The organism is Malikia spinosa, from assembly GCF_002980625.1.
GTDB classification, from domain to species: Bacteria; Pseudomonadota; Gammaproteobacteria; order Burkholderiales; family Burkholderiaceae_C; genus Malikia; species Malikia spinosa.
Genome location: NZ_PVLR01000006.1, coordinates 75210 through 88872, shown reverse-complemented (window position 1 = coordinate 88872; position 13663 = coordinate 75210). Strand labels below are relative to the sequence as shown.

The window sequence follows — 13663 nt, the reverse complement described above, 5'->3', positions numbered from 1 at the left end:
CGCCAGCGGGCCGCTACCAGGAGACCGACATGCGCATAGGCGTGCTGACCGGCGGCGGCGACTGCCCCGGACTCAATGCGGTGATCCGCGCGGTCACCAAGTCGCTGCTGCGGCAATGCGGCGCCGAGGTGATCGGCATCCGCAACGGCTTTGCTGGGCTGATGGGCGAAGTCCCACTGACCCGGCCGCTCGACTGGGACAGCGTCAGCGGCATCCTGATGCAGGGCGGCACCATCCTGGGCACCAGCAACAAGGCCAATCCGCTGGCCAGCGAGGCCAGCGCGGCCCAGGCCATGGCGAACGCACGCGCGCTGGGTCTGGACGCGCTGGTCGCGATCGGCGGCGACGGCACGATGGCGATCGCGCATGGCATCGCTCAACGCGGCCTGCCGGTGGTCGGCGTGCCCAAGACGATCGACAACGACATCGTCGGCTGCGAGCGCAGCTTCGGTTTCGACACCGCGGTCGCGACCGTGACCGAGGCGATCGAGCGCCTGCAGACCACCGGCCAGAGCCATGGCCGGGTCATGATCGTCGAGACCATGGGCCGCTACGCGGGCTGGATCGCGCTCGAGGCCGGGCTGGCCGGCGCCGCCGACGTGATCCTGCTGCCCGAGATCGACTATTCGGTCGAGGCGGTGGCCCGGATCTGCTGCGAGCGCGAGCAGCGCGGGCGCCACAGCCTGATCTGCATCGGCGAAGGTGCCAAGCCGCATGGCGGTGCGCTGACGATCGAGCGCCAGGTGGCCGACAGCCCGGACCCGATCCGGCTCGGCGGCGTGGCGCACGCGCTGCGCGAACAACTGCAGCCGCTGCTCGACAGCGAAGTGCGCGCGACCGTGCTGGGCCATGTGCAGCGCGGCGGCGCACCAACCCCGTTCGACCGCGTGCTGGCGACACAGTTCGGCAACGAAGCCGCGCAGTTGCTGATGGCCGGACAATTCAACCGCATGGTCACGCTGCAGTGCGAGCGGCTGGCCAGCCTGCCGCTGGCCGAGGTCGCGCACCAGTCGCGCCAGGTGCCGCTCGACCATCCGCTGCTGCGCACGGCGCGTCAGATCGGGGTCTCGCTGGGCGAGGATTCTTGACCGATGCCTCTCACGAAGATGGAGCTGGTTTGCGGGAATCCCACTCCTGCATGAACGCGATGACTTGCTCGCCGGCATCAGACTCAAGCAGTTCGATGGGCTTGCTCCCGCTCCAATGAGGGTTGGGCGTCTCCAGCCACTGAAAGGCTTGGCTTCTGGAGCCTTTTTCGACGCAAGCCAAAGCCAGCGCCTGCGCCAGCAGATCCGGCCGGGCATACCAGGAGTCCGGTTTGAGAACAGGATTCCTGGCGGCGGGGATCACTCGTGGCAGCTGGGCGGCCTGCAGCTCGGATAGGGTGATGTGCGATCGCACCCAATGCGCGTGCCGAGTCAAATCCCGGTTAGGGGGACGCTGGTGATCACGGGTTGGAATCACGAGCCCGACAATGGCGCTGGTGTGCGCTCGTATCATTTCCAAAGCCGGTGCGATATCGGTGTCGTTGGTGACGATGACGACATGCTCGATGCCTTCAATCAGAGCATCCTTGAAAGCATGCAGGGCCAGATTGACATCGCTTTGCTTTTCCTCGAGCTTCCAGACCGGGACTTCGACCGTACAGTCCCTGGGCCACTTCTTGGGATCGACCGGGTCGATGGCCTTGGGTCGGGCCTGAGTCAGGGAGTAGTAGCCCTTGATGATGTCGATCCGGCCAGGCTGGTGCTTGCTCAGGGCTGCGTGGTAACGCTCCTGGCATCGAAGCGAATCGGAGGCTTTCGCCGCCTGTTCCAGTATCGGAGCCGTAAAAAACTTGATGGCTTGCGGCTCAAGCCGTGAAGTCAGCGCCTGGTCTTGGCCGGAAACGGTGACAGACGGCAGGACATGACGCTCGAACAGCGCCAACAAGTCCAGCCACTTGAAGGCCGTGCCCTTCAGGCAACCGTAATAGAGGTTGTAGCCATCGATGTAGACGCGTGTACGCAAGAACCGGCTCCAGAAACGAAAAAACCGGCTTGCGCCGGCTTTTCCTTCCGCGCTTCAGGTGGTCAGAGCCACACAGCCATCGCGGATAAGTTGTTAGGTAATTTTAACATGGGACGACTCCTGATCAAGCGTCGTCACTATCAGCCGCGCGGCGGCAGCCGCCCGAAGACATCGAGCGCCAGGCAGAGATCGGCCCAGGACTTGGCCTTCTCGCCCGGGCTGCGCAGCAAGTAGGCCGGGTGGTAGCTGACCACCAGCGGCAGGCGCCGGCCGGCGATCTCGACCTCGTGTATCTGGCCGCGCAACTTGCCCAGCGGCAGCTTGCGCAGCGCCTCGGCGCCGGGCTGGGTCGAATGGGCCAGCAGCGTGTGCGCCGCGAAGCGCCCGAGCGCGAGGATGAAGCGCGGCTGCAACAGCTCGATCTGGCGCAGCAGATAGGGCTCGCACTGCGCGATCTCGACCGGATCGGGATTGCGGTTCTGCGGCGGGCGGCATTTGATCACGTTGGCGATGTAGACCTGGTGCTCGCGCGACAGGCCCATGGCGGCCAGCATGCGGTCGAGCAGCTGGCCGGCGCGGCCGACGAAGGGCAGGCCCTGGCGGTCCTCCTCCTCGCCCGGCGCTTCGCCGACGATCAGCCAGTCGGGCGCGGGGTCGCCCATGCCGGGCACGGCATGGCGGCGCCGGCTGCCGAGTTCGCAGGCCGTGCAGGCGCGGATCGCCTCCATCAGCGCGGCCTGGTCGGCCGGCACCTCGGCCGGTGCCACGGCCAGCGGGATGACGGCGCGTGTGGGGGCACGCGGCGGCGGTGCCAATGTAGCGGGTGCCGCGACGGCAAGCGGCGAGGCCTGCGGCGCGGCGGGCTGATGCGATGACGAGGCAGCCAACGCGGGCCGCAGCGGCGGCTGTGCCATGACAGCGGGCGCTGCTGCCGGCGGGGTCGGCGCAGGGGGCGTGATCATCGACCGCACCGCCCTCGCCTCCTGCTGTGGCGCTCGCGCGGCAGCCGGGATCGTTACCGTGGCGCTGCGGCCGGGCGCGGCGGACGGACGCGCCACCGGTTCCAGCGTCAGCTTGTCCTGCCACCAGCAGTTGATTCCCATCTCGGCCAGCATGGCGCCGTGGCGGGCATCGAGCCTGGGCCAGGCGGGGTTGGCATCGGCATCGCCGCTGGCGGCGGCAGCCTGAAGTTCGATCTCGCTCATGCGCCGACCTCCGCCTGTGCCTGTGCCTGTGCCTGTGCCTGTGCCTGGGGCAAGGCTGGCGCCAGCGGCAGGCTCATGACCACGGCGTCCTCGCACTGCGCGCCGTCAGCCGGGTAGTAGCCGCGGCGCAGGCCGACCTGGCGAAAGCCCTGGCGTTCGTAGAGCGCGCGCGCGCCCTGGTTGCCGGCGCGCACTTCCAGCCACAGGCATTCGGCGTCCTGCCACAACGACCAAGCCTGCAGCGCCTCCAGCAGCAGCCGGGCGCAGCCCTGGCGCCGATGCAGCGGCACGGTGGTGATGTTGAGCAGGTGTGTCTCGCGGTAGCCCGGCATCGCCACCAGATAGGCCAACAGCAGGCGGCCATCGGCCAGGCGCGGCGCGTCGGCCCAGGTGGGCGGGTCGTCGGGCAATGCCGGCGTGACCAGCAGCTGGCACCAGTAGCCGGCCGCGATCGAGTCGCGGAAATGCCCTTCGCCCCAGGGATGGTCATGGGTGGTGCGCTCGATCTCGGCCACCAGCGGCAGCGTGGTTTCGTCCAGCGCCAGCAGCGCCCAGGGGCGGCCGGTCCCGGCCTCATCCGAGGCCAGCCAGGACGGCGTGGCGTGGCGGGCGGCAGCCAGGCTCACGCGCCGGCTCCTGCGCTGGCAGCCGCAGCCGCGAGCTTTTCAGCCTTGAGGCGCTCGCGCTCTTCGGTGGTCTGTGCCACCTTGTCGCGCACATAGAGCGGCTGCGCCGCTGCCGCTGGCACCGCGGCACCGGCGGCCCAGAGCGCGGGCGCCAGCCGCAGCATCGCGGCGGCGCTGGGCCAGGTGGCTTGCTGGGGCGCGGCCTGCCAGGCGGCGGACAGGCGCGGGCCGTAGACCGGCACTGCGTTGCCGGCCAGCAGCGGGGTCGAGCCGGTACCGGCCTCGGGCCAGCCATCGGCCAGCTGCAGCGCCTCGGGCGCGCTGAGCCAGGGCCCGCTGACCAGGCGCGGCTGGGTCGGACTGCCGGCCAGTGCCAGTTCGGCGACATAGAGCTCGTCCATGCGCGCATCGAGCGCGGCGACGAGGCGCTCCGGGCAGGGCTCGCCACGCTGCTCAAGCTGCCAGCGCGCCTGCTCGGCGACGGCCAGCAGGGTGTTGACCGGCAGCACCGGGATGCCGTCGGGGCGGGCCGCGAAGGCCAGGCCCTGCACCACCGCGCAAGCGGTGCGCAGGCCGGTGAAGGAACCGGGCCCGCAGCCGAAGGCGATCGCGTCAAGCTCGGCCAGCTGCCAGCCGGCCTGCGCCAGCAGCGAGCGGATCAGCGGGATCAGCGTGGCCGAGGCCTGCGCGCCACCGACGCCCTCGTGCAGCAGCCAGCCTTCGGGCTGGTCCGGGCAGCCCAGCGCGACGCTCAGGCGGTCGGTGCTGGTGTCGAGCGCCAGCACCCGGGCACCGGGCGGCAGGGTGGCGGGCAGGTCGGCGTAGGGCGAGAGGGACAAAAGGGGCGCGGCGGAAACGGACATGGCGTGATTATCCTTGGCACGGATAATCGCTGCCATGCTCGAGCGATTCCGGATCACAAAACTCGCGGGGGCCGCGCTGCTGGCCCTGACACTGGCCGCTGCGGCCAGGGCAGAACCGGCGCTGCCGCCCGAGGTCGCCAGCCTGCTGGCGCGCGCCAAGCTGCCCGCCGACGCGCTGTCCGCGGTCGTGCTCGAGACGCGGCCCGACCACGCGCCGCTGCTGGCCTGGCGTGCCGACATGCCGGTCAACCCGGCCTCCACGCTCAAGCTGGTCACGACCTATGCCGCGCTGGACCGGCTCGGGCCCGACTTCCGCTGGCAGACCCGGGTCTACAGCGACGCGCCGGTGCGCGACGGCACCTTGCTCGGCGACCTCTACCTGCAAGGTGGCGGCGACCCCAAGCTCGTGAGCGAACGGCTCTGGCTGCTGCTGCGCCGGGTCCAGGGCCTGGGCATCCGGCGCATCGCGGGCGACATCCGGCTCGACCGCAGCGCCTTTGCCTTGCCCGAGACCGACCCGGGCGCCTTCGACAGCGAACCGCTCAAACCCTACAACGCCGCGCCCGATGCGCTGCTGATCAACTACCGCAGCCAGCTGTTCGGCTTCACGCCCGATACCGAGGCCGGCGTCGCGCGCGTGACGCTGGAGCCGCCGCTGGCCGGCGTCGAATGGCCTGCCAGCGTGCCGCTCGAGGCCACCGGCACCGATAACCCGCAGGCCTGCGGCGACTGGCGCGGCGCGCTGCGCGCCGACTTCTCGGACCCGCTGCACCCGCGCTTTGCCGGCCGCTACCGGGCCGCCTGCGGCGCGCGCGAATGGCCGATTGCCCACCCCGAACCGGCCCGCCTGGCCGAGCGCGCGGTCGCCGGCCTGTGGCAGTCGCTGGGCGGCCAGCTCGATGGCCAGGTGCGCCAGGGCCGGGTACCGCCACAGGCGCGGCTGCGGTTGAGCTTCGAGTCACCGCCGCTGGCCGAGGTCGTGCGCGAGACCAACAAGTACAGCAACAACGTGATGGCGCAGCAGATCTTCCTGACGCTGGGCCAGGCCGGGCGCGAGGGCACCCCGACCGGCCTGCCCGAGGCCAGGCTGGCGCTGGAAAGCTGGTGGCAGGACAAGCTCGGGCCGGACACCCGGCTGCCCGAGCTCGGCAACGGCAGCGGACTCGGCCGCGACGTGCGCCTGAGCGCCAGCGCACTGGCGCGCCTGCTGCAGCAGGCCTGGAACTCGGGCCTGATGCCCGACCTGGCGGCCTCGCTGCCGGCCAGCGGCGTGGACGGCACGCTGCGGCGCAGCACGCTCGAAGCCGGCCAGGCCCACCTCAAGACCGGCAGCCTGCGCGACGTGCAGGCGCTGGCCGGCTATGTGCATGGCCCCAACGGCCAGCGCCGCGTGCTGGTCGCGATCGTCAACCACCCGCAAGCCCGCGCCGCCAAGCCGGCGCTCGAGGCCCTGGTGCGCTGGGCAGCCCAGCAGCAACCCTGAAGCGGCGCCAGCGCCCCTGACGCTAGCCGCTGACAGGCCAGGGACAGGCGAATATGTAAAGTTAATGTAAGGTTTGTGCTGGTTTAAAAAGTAAACTCATGATAAGTGTACTTATTTAATGTGTACTTACTATCCCCTTTCATTGAACCGTTCGGTGTGTTTTTCGCATCGCATCTGACAGGTTCACAGCCCCCTTCTGGAGCAAACCATGGCAACCCCTTCTGACCCTGGGCAGGACGCCCGCCGCATGCGCACCGTGATCTGGGTCGTGACTCTCGCGACCCTGGGCCTGGTGTTCGACGGCTACGACCTCGTCGTCTACGGCGCCGTGGTCTCGACCTTCCTGCGCGACCCGTCGCAGATCGGCGCCGTCAGCCCGGCCATGGCCGGCGTGCTGGGCAGTTACGCGCTGGTCGGCGTGATGGTGGGCGCGCTGACCGCCGGCACGGTCGGCGACATCCTGGGTCGCCGCAAGGTGATCCTGACCTCCTACGCCTGGTTCTCGATCGGGATGGCGCTGTCGGCCATGGCCACCGACACCACCACCTTCGGCTGGCTGCGCTTCTTCACCGGCATGGGCGTGGGCTCGCTGGTCGCGACCACCGCCGCGCTGGTGGCCGAATACGCGCCCAAGGGCAAAAAGAACATGATCAATGCCATCACCAACGGCGGCATTCCGCTCGGCAGCCTGCTGTCGGCGCTGCTGGCGATCCTGCTGATGGACAAGATCGGCTGGCGCGGCATGTTCTGGATCGGCGCGCTGCCGCTGGTCACGCTGCTGCCGCTGGCCTACTTCAAGATGCCCGAATCGGTCGCCTGGCTGGCCGCGCGCGGCCGGCTGGAGGAGGCGCGGGCCCTGTCCGAGCGCACCGGCATGCCGATGCCCGAGCTCGCTGTCGCCAGCAGCGGCCAGCACGAACCGAGCGGGCATGACAAGACCGGCTTCGCCGGCCTGTTCACTGCGCATTACCTGTTCCCGACCCTGATCCTGGGCCTGATGAGCGCCACCGGCCTGGTGCTGGTCTACTCGCTCAACACCTGGTTGCCCGAGCTGATGCTGCGCGCCGGCTTCAACGCCAAGGGCTCGCTGTCCTTCCTGCTGGTGCTCAACGGCGGCTCGCTGTTCGGCGCCCTGCTGGCGTCGCGCTTTGCCGACCGCTTCGGCCCCAAGCCGGTGGTGGCCTCGACCTTCGCCATCGGCGCGATCGCGCTGATCCTGCTGACCCTGGGCCTGCCGCTGGCCGCGCTGCTGTGCATCGTCGCCATCGTCGGCCTGGGCACCAGCGGCACCCAGACGCTGATCTACGGCTTCGTCGCCAACTACTACCGCACCAATGTGCGCGCCGCCGGCGTGGCCTGGTGCGCGGGCTTCGGCCGGCTGGGCGGCATCGGCGGCCCGATGCTGGGCAGCCTGCTGATCAGCGCCGGCATCGCGCTCGATTCGATCTTCTATGTGCTGGCCTGCATCGGCGTGTTCGGCATCGCGCTGACGCTGCTGGTGCCGATGGCGCGCAGCGCGGCCAACCGCTGAGCCCGCTGGCGGGCTGATACCCGCCCGGCTGGCGTGGCAGCCCAAGCCACCTCCCCCGGCGGGAAATTCCGGTTCATACTGTGGCCCTTGGCCGGCTTCCGGTCCGCCCGAAGATGACCATGGACCACGCTGCCCCGCCCTCGCTGCTGCGCCAGCTGCTGCCTCCCGCCCGGCACAGCAACCTCAGGCGTTCGACCGCGCAGCTGCTGCTGCTACTCGGGGTCGAGTCCGGGGTGCTGTGGCTCAACGGCCTGTGGACGCTGACCGGCCAGGACCGCCATCATGTGGTGGTCAGCCTGGCTTGGCTGGCCTGGTTCGGGTTCTACCGCAAGGCCTATGTCCGGCGCCAGACCTTCTGGGAGGAATTGCGCCAGACCGTGCTGGCCGCCATGGTCTTCACCCTGCTGTCGAGCCGGCTGCTCAACCAGATCCCGAACTGGGAGCAGATCCGCAGCGCGTTCCTGCTCTATCCGCTGCTGGTATGCAGCATCGTGCTGGGCCGCGCGCTGGCCAGGCTGGCCCTCAAGCAGCTCGGGCTCTGGTACCAGCCCGTGCTCGTGTTCGGGTCGGGACGCACCGCAGGGCTCGCGCTCAAGGCATTGCACGGCGACACCTGGCTGGGCATGAGGGTGCAGGCCTTTCTGCAGCTGGCCGATCTCGGCCCCCCAGCCGAGCCTGGCCAAGGCCCTGTGCCCTGCCTGACCTGGCATGGCCATCCGGACGACTGGGAGGTTTTCCGTCGCTTCAGGTGCGTGATCGCGCTCGAAGCCAACCAGCAGGACCCGCGCGACCGGCTGATCAGGAAGCTGTTGCAGCACCGCGTGTACGACGTGAGGGTCATCCCTGCGATGCGTGGCATACCGCTCTATGGCGCCGAAATGCAGTTCTTCTTCAGCCAGGAACTGTTCAGCCTCATGCTGCCCAACAAGCTGCTGCGCCCGCACTTGAGGCTGGTCAAACGCGTGTTCGACCTCGTGAGCGCGAGCCTGTTGCTGCTGTTGCTCTCGCCGCTGCTGGCCTGGGTGGCCTGGCGCATCTGGCGCGAGGATGGCGGGCCGATCCTGTTCAGCCAGGAGCGCGTGGGCCCCGGCGGCAAGCCGTTCCGCTTCTACAAGTTCCGCAGCATGGTCAATGACGCCGAAGGCCTGCTGCGCCGCTGGGAAGCCGAGAACAGCCCCGAATGGCAGCGCTATGTCGCAAACAACTTCAAGCTCGAGGACGATCCGCGCGTGCTGCGGGTAGGCCGCTTCATCCGCAGCAGCAGCATCGACGAGCTGCCGCAGCTGCTCAACGTGCTGCGTGGCGAGATGAGCCTGGTCGGACCGCGCCCGCTGCTGCCGCGCGAGGTCAGCAAATATGGCGAGGCGCTGCAGCTCTACGCCCGGGTCCGCCCGGGCCTGACCGGCCTGTGGCAGGTCAGCGGGCGCAGCAAGACCACCTTCTCCGAGCGCGTGATCTACGACGACTGGTACATCAAGAACTGGTCGCTCTGGACCGACATAGCGATCCTGGCCAAGACGGTCAGGACCGTGCTGCGTCGGGAAGGCGCGTACTGATCGCCGCCCCGACGCATCGGCACAGCGCTCAGGCCGCGTCGGGCTGGGCCGAGGGGGCAGCCTTCTTGAAGGCGTCGAGCTCGCCGCAGGCGGCGTCGATCGCGCTGATCAGCGGCCAGCGGCTCAGGTCGACCTTGAAGCGGCGCGCGCTCTCGACCTGCGGGATCAGGTAGCAGTCGGCAACAGTCGGCGCGTCGCCGTAGCTGAAGCGGCCACGGTTGGCGTCGGCCGCCAGCAGCGCCTCGTAGGCGTCGAAGCCGGCCGAGATCCAGGTGCCGCACCAGGCGTTGATCGCGTCGTCGTCGGCGCCAAAGGTCTTGCGCAGGTATTCGAGGATGCGGCGGTTGTTGATCGGATGGATGTCGCAACCGACGATCGCAGCCAGCGCGCGCACCTTCTGGCGACCGGCGGCATCGGCCGGCAGCAGCGCCGGGGTCGGGTACTGCTCTTCGAGCCACTCGATGATGGCGGGCGACTGGATCAGCACCTCGCTGCCGGTGTCGAGCGCGGGCACCAGCTGCTGCGGGTTGACGGCCTTGAACTCGTCGCTCAGGTGCTTTTCCTTGCCCAGGTGGACGGCCAGGTATTCGGTGTCCAGGCCCTTGAGGTTGAGCGCGATGCGCGTGCGGTGCGAGGTGCCGCTGCGCCAGAAGTTATAGAGCTTCATGGCGCTTACTCGGCGGCACCGATGGTCAGCTCGATCTGGCCCACGCCTTCGACATGGCCGGTGATCTTGTCGCCCGCGACGACCGCGCCCACGCCTTCGGGGGTGCCGGTATAGATCAGGTCGCCCGGCTGCAGGTGGTAGTACAGCGACAGGTCGGCGATGATCTCGCGCACGTTCCAGATCAGCTTGCTGACGTCCGACTTCTGCTTGGTCACGCCGTTGACTTCAAGCGCGATCTCGCCGCCTTCGATGACCTTGCCTGGCATCGGCACGATCTCGGAACAGACCGAGCCCTGCTCGATGTCCTTGCCGGTGTCCCAGGGACGGCCCTTGTCGCGTGCGACCAGTTGCAGGTCGCGTCGGGTCATGTCGAGGCCGGTCGCGTAGCCGTAGATCAGCTCATGCGCCTGGTCTTCCGGCACGCGGAAGCCCGGCTTGCCGATCGCGATCACCAGCTCCATCTCGAAGTGGTAGTTCTGGGTCTCGGGCGGATAGGCCACGGTGGCGCCGCTGTCGACCAGGGTGTCGCGCGACTTGGTGAAGTAGAACGCGCGCTCGACCGACTTGTCGACCGGGCGGCCCATCTCGACCGCGTGCGCGTGGTAGTTGCGGCCGACGAAGAACAGGCGGTTGATCGGGAAACGCTCTTGCCGGCCCTGGATCGGCAGGGACTGGACTTCGGGCGGGTTGAACAGGTACTGGGCCATGGGTTTGCTTTCTGAAAGATCGGGTTCAAAACGACGGAAAACCGGAGCCACTATAAGAGAGGCCCCGGCCGGTCAGTCACGGCTGATCAGCCGCGGTTCTCGTAGACGCCAAGCTTGCGGTGCAGCGGCGACTCGTCGGCGACGAAGATGAAGGCCGGCTCGGTCGCCGAGCGGTTGCTCAGCGTGCAGGCGGTGTAGCCCGGCACGGCGCAGGTATCGGCCTCGGCCAGGGTGAAGGCAGCGGCGCCCTCGACCTGGACCTCGGCACTGCCTTCGATCGGGTGCAGCACCTGGGCCGGCGAACGCGCCGGCAGACGCAGGGTCTGACCCGGGCGCAGCATCAGGGCGTAGAAGCCCAGGATGTTCTCGGCGTCCTTGCCGGTCTCGGGGTTGACATAGGTCACCTGCACGGCTTCGAGGTCCGGCTGGTCCTCGGCCAGCGACAGCAGCGCGGCACGGGCATCGACCCAGGGGTAGCGCAGCATCGGGTAGGCCTTGTCGGAGCGACCGAACACCGGAGTCGGCACCACGCCGCCACGGGCATAGGCCCGGGCGCCCTGGCCCGGCACGACGGTCTGGCTCGGCACTTCCTCGTGATAGGAGGCCTCGACATAGTAGACCAGCGGCAGGTCCAGCACGTCGAGCCAGATCACCGGCTGGTTGCCGTCATGGCCGTGCTCGTGCCACAGGCCGGTCGGGGTCAGGATCAGGTCGCCGCGGCTCATCGGGCATTTCTCGCCGTTGACCAGGGTCCAGGCGCCCTCGCCCTCGACCACCATGCGGATCGCGTTCGGCGTGTGGCGGTGTGCCGGAGCCAGTTCGCCCGGCAGCAGCAGCTGCATGCCCAGGTACATGGCGGCGCTGGCCTGCATCTTCTCCAGGCCATGGCCCGGGTTGGCCAGCACCAGGACGCGGCGCTCGGCCTTCTCGATCGGGGTCAGCTCGCCGGCCTTGAGCAGCAGGTCGCGCAGCTTGGCATAGGGCCAGTGGGTCGGCTGGGTCTTGCGTGCCGGCACATGCGGCGGCAGCACCGCGCGCAGGCTGGGCCACAGCGGGACCAGGTTGTTGGCGGTCAGCTCGTCGCGGTAGTCCTGCGGCAGGTCTTCCAGACGGCCGAGGGTGTCAAAGCGGCCAGTGTCTTGCATCTTCTTGTCCTTTAAAGTGACAGGTGACGAGTATCAGCCCTGTTGCAGGCAGTTGTTGACGTTCCAGCCGTACAGCCATTCGATCGCGTCATAGAAACGCTCCTGGCTGCGGCCCTTCCACAGGCTGTTGCGGATCAGGCGCTCGACGCCGGCGGCGTGATACAGGCGGCCCATTTCGCGGCCCGACAGCACGATGCGGCCGGTGCGGGCGATGCGGTTCTTCTGGTACAGCTGCAGGGCGGCATCCCAGTCATTGTTCGAGACGCGCAGCGCCTCGCCCAGGGTCACGGCATCTTCCATCGCCATGCAGGCGCCTTGCGCCATGTACTGGGTGGTCGGGTGAGCGGCGTCGCCCAGGATGGTGGCACGGCCGAAGACCCAGTTCGGGATCGGCTCGCGGTCTGCGGTGGCCCAGCGCTTCCAGGTCTTGGGCAGCTCGATCAGCTGACGGGCCTTCGGGCAGATGCCCTGGAAGTAGCTCTCGACCTCTTCCTTCGAGCCATCGGTCACGCCCCACTGCTCCTGCTCGCGGCTGTGGAAGGTCACGACCACGTTGTACTGCTCGCCGCCACGCAGCGGGTAATGCACCAGATGGCACTTGGGGCCGGCCCACAGGCTGGCGGCGTTCCACTTCAGGTCATCCGGGAAATCGGCCTTGTCGACCACGGCGCGGTAGACCACATGGCCGGTGACGCGCGGCGGGTCGTTGACATACTGGGCACGCACCACCGACTTGCCGCCGTCGGCGCCGATCAGGGCTTGGCCGGTCCAGCGCTTGCCGTTCTGGTCGATCGCGATGACGGTCTTGCTGGCTTCGTCCTGCTCGATCGACTCGATGCGGGTGTTGGTGAAGAACTCGACGCGGCCGGTCTCGACGGCGCCTTCGAGCAGCGACTTGTGCACGTCGACGCGATGGATCACGGCGTAGGGGTTGCCGAAGCGCTGGCGGAAGGCCTCGCCGGTCTCGATCTTGCCGACCAGGCTCTCGTCGAGCGCATCGTGCATCACCATGTAGTCGGTGTAGACGGCGCGGCCACGGGCCTTTTCACCGACGCCGAGCGCGTCGAAGGCGTGGAAGGCGTTCGGCCCGAGCTGGATGCCGGCGCCGATCTCACCGATCTCGGGCGCCTGCTCGAACACCTGGACCTGGAAGCCCTGGCGCACCAGCGCCAGCGCTGCCGCCAGGCCGCCAATGCCACCGCCGGACACCAGGACGGGCAACTGGGATTTGATTTCGCTCATATCTATGCTCCAGGAAAAAACAGGGTTTGGACCGGCCGGCGGTTGCCGCCCCGGAATAATCAGTACACAGATTATTAGTATAGATACAAACCGAAGGAGTGCAAGAGGGTTTTCCCTAAGTTATCTTGCGCTAGACTGCCGACGCATGGAGTCCACACGACCACACCGCGTACAGCTTGACGCCCAACCCGGCCATGCGATCCGGCGCCTGCATCAGATCTCGCTCGGCATCTTTCACCAGGAAACCGAGGATCTCAACGTCACCCCGGTGCAATACGCCATCCTGCAGACGGTGCGCGACCAGCCCGGCTGCGACCAGCGCACGCTGGCCGGACGCATCGCGCTCGACACCTCGACCACAGCCGGCGTGGTCGACCGGCTTGAGGCGCGCGGCCTGCTGGTGCGCCGCATCGCGCCGACTGACCGACGCGTGCGCCTGCTCGCGCTGACGCCGGCCGGCGAATTGCTGCTGGCCCAGACCCTGCCCGGCATGGAGCGCACCCAGGAGCGCATCCTGGAGCCACTGAGCCCCGAGCAGCGCCGCCAGTTCATGGAGCTGCTGCAGCAACTGGTGACGGCAAACAACGATCTGTCGCGCGCGCCGAGCGAACGCCCGCGCTGAAAGCCG

The 13663-nt window shown here is 68.6% G+C and carries 13 protein-coding genes; 5 read left to right on the top strand and 8 right to left on the bottom strand.

Annotated features, from left to right (window positions below; all coding sequences use genetic code 11):
* Nucleotides 1-29 precede the first annotated feature (29 nt).
* On the top strand, nucleotides 30-1088 hold the full coding sequence (locus C6P61_RS01995) for a 6-phosphofructokinase (protein ID WP_105728252.1): 1059 nt from the start codon (nucleotides 30-32) through the stop codon (nucleotides 1086-1088).
* A 10-nt stretch (nucleotides 1089-1098) separates the two neighbouring features.
* On the opposite strand, the gene C6P61_RS01990 is transcribed toward C6P61_RS01995, so the two are convergent.
* From C6P61_RS01990 to tsaB, 4 genes are all read right to left on the bottom strand, one after another.
* Nucleotides 1099-2010, bottom strand: coding sequence for an NYN domain-containing protein (locus C6P61_RS01990; RefSeq protein ID WP_244908728.1), 912 nt, complete (start codon nucleotides 2008-2010; stop codon nucleotides 1099-1101).
* A 140-nt stretch (nucleotides 2011-2150) separates the two neighbouring features.
* On the bottom strand, nucleotides 2151-3215 hold the full coding sequence (locus C6P61_RS01985; protein ID WP_244908727.1) for a uracil-DNA glycosylase: 1065 nt from the start codon (nucleotides 3213-3215) through the stop codon (nucleotides 2151-2153).
* Nucleotides 3212-3841: a GNAT family N-acetyltransferase gene (locus tag C6P61_RS01980; protein ID WP_105728251.1), complete on the bottom strand. Its 630-nt coding sequence runs from the start codon at nucleotides 3839-3841 to the stop codon at nucleotides 3212-3214. The genes C6P61_RS01985 and C6P61_RS01980 overlap by 4 nt, the downstream gene beginning before the upstream one ends.
* Nucleotides 3838-4704: a tRNA (adenosine(37)-N6)-threonylcarbamoyltransferase complex dimerization subunit type 1 TsaB gene (gene tsaB, locus C6P61_RS01975; RefSeq protein WP_105728250.1), complete on the bottom strand. Its 867-nt coding sequence runs from the start codon at nucleotides 4702-4704 to the stop codon at nucleotides 3838-3840. Before tsaB ends, C6P61_RS01980 begins: the two co-directional genes overlap by 4 nt.
* A 34-nt stretch (nucleotides 4705-4738) precedes the next feature.
* Here tsaB and dacB point away from each other — a divergent pair, with 34 nt between their 5' ends.
* The 3 genes from dacB to wbaP all read left to right on the top strand — a co-directional run bounded on the left by dacB (nucleotide 4739) and on the right by wbaP (nucleotide 9274).
* A complete protein-coding gene (dacB, locus tag C6P61_RS01970; RefSeq protein ID WP_105728249.1) occupies nucleotides 4739-6187 on the top strand; it encodes a D-alanyl-D-alanine carboxypeptidase/D-alanyl-D-alanine endopeptidase in 1449 nt (482 codons plus the stop codon).
* A gap of 208 nt (nucleotides 6188-6395) precedes the next feature.
* Nucleotides 6396-7718 carry an MFS transporter gene (locus tag C6P61_RS01965; RefSeq protein WP_105728248.1) on the top strand — a complete coding sequence of 441 codons (1323 nt, stop codon included), beginning with the start codon at nucleotides 6396-6398 and terminating at the stop codon, nucleotides 7716-7718.
* A gap of 119 nt (nucleotides 7719-7837) precedes the next feature.
* Nucleotides 7838-9274, top strand: coding sequence for an undecaprenyl-phosphate galactose phosphotransferase WbaP (wbaP, locus tag C6P61_RS01960; RefSeq protein WP_170067305.1), 1437 nt, complete (start codon nucleotides 7838-7840; stop codon nucleotides 9272-9274).
* Nucleotides 9275-9302: 28 nt separating this feature from the next.
* On the opposite strand, the gene maiA is transcribed toward wbaP, so the two are convergent.
* The 4 genes from maiA to C6P61_RS01940 all read right to left on the bottom strand — a co-directional run bounded on the left by maiA (nucleotide 9303) and on the right by C6P61_RS01940 (nucleotide 13035).
* Complete coding sequence (gene maiA / locus C6P61_RS01955) at nucleotides 9303-9941, bottom strand: maleylacetoacetate isomerase (protein WP_105728246.1); 639 nt, start codon at nucleotides 9939-9941, stop codon at nucleotides 9303-9305.
* 5 nt (nucleotides 9942-9946) lie between these two features.
* Nucleotides 9947-10648, bottom strand: coding sequence for a fumarylacetoacetate hydrolase family protein (locus C6P61_RS01950; protein WP_105728245.1), 702 nt, complete (start codon nucleotides 10646-10648; stop codon nucleotides 9947-9949).
* Nucleotides 10649-10734: 86 nt separating this feature from the next.
* Nucleotides 10735-11793 (bottom strand): cupin domain-containing protein, encoded by a 1059-nt coding sequence (locus C6P61_RS01945; protein WP_105728244.1) that lies wholly within the window; start codon nucleotides 11791-11793, stop codon nucleotides 10735-10737.
* 33 nt (nucleotides 11794-11826) lie between these two features.
* On the bottom strand, nucleotides 11827-13035 hold the full coding sequence (locus C6P61_RS01940; protein WP_105728243.1) for a 3-hydroxybenzoate 6-monooxygenase: 1209 nt from the start codon (nucleotides 13033-13035) through the stop codon (nucleotides 11827-11829).
* 145 nt (nucleotides 13036-13180) lie between these two features.
* On the opposite strand from C6P61_RS01940, the gene C6P61_RS01935 reads away from it, so the two are divergent.
* On the top strand, nucleotides 13181-13657 hold the full coding sequence (locus tag C6P61_RS01935) for a MarR family winged helix-turn-helix transcriptional regulator (RefSeq protein ID WP_105728242.1): 477 nt from the start codon (nucleotides 13181-13183) through the stop codon (nucleotides 13655-13657).
* The last annotated feature ends 6 nt before the right edge of the window (nucleotides 13658-13663 follow it).

Excerpts from the sequence above, each read along its gene's own strand:
- C6P61_RS01995 (WP_105728252.1), top strand. The coding sequence starts at position 30 with ATGCGCATAGGCGTGCTGACCGGCGGCGGCGACTGCCCCGGACTCAAT.
- C6P61_RS01985 (WP_244908727.1), bottom strand. The coding sequence starts at position 3,215 with ATGAGCGAGATCGAACTTCAGGCTGCCGCCGCCAGCGGCGATGCCGAT.
- tsaB (WP_105728250.1), bottom strand. The coding sequence starts at position 4,704 with ATGTCCGTTTCCGCCGCGCCCCTTTTGTCCCTCTCGCCCTACGCCGAC.
- dacB (WP_105728249.1), top strand. The coding sequence starts at position 4,739 with ATGCTCGAGCGATTCCGGATCACAAAACTCGCGGGGGCCGCGCTGCTG.
- C6P61_RS01965 (WP_105728248.1), top strand. The coding sequence starts at position 6,396 with ATGGCAACCCCTTCTGACCCTGGGCAGGACGCCCGCCGCATGCGCACC.
- wbaP (WP_170067305.1), top strand. The coding sequence starts at position 7,838 with ATGGACCACGCTGCCCCGCCCTCGCTGCTGCGCCAGCTGCTGCCTCCC.
- maiA (WP_105728246.1), bottom strand. The coding sequence starts at position 9,941 with ATGAAGCTCTATAACTTCTGGCGCAGCGGCACCTCGCACCGCACGCGC.
- C6P61_RS01950 (WP_105728245.1), bottom strand. The coding sequence starts at position 10,648 with ATGGCCCAGTACCTGTTCAACCCGCCCGAAGTCCAGTCCCTGCCGATC.
- C6P61_RS01945 (WP_105728244.1), bottom strand. The coding sequence starts at position 11,793 with ATGCAAGACACTGGCCGCTTTGACACCCTCGGCCGTCTGGAAGACCTG.
- C6P61_RS01940 (WP_105728243.1), bottom strand. The coding sequence starts at position 13,035 with ATGAGCGAAATCAAATCCCAGTTGCCCGTCCTGGTGTCCGGCGGTGGC.
- C6P61_RS01935 (WP_105728242.1), top strand. The coding sequence starts at position 13,181 with ATGGAGTCCACACGACCACACCGCGTACAGCTTGACGCCCAACCCGGC.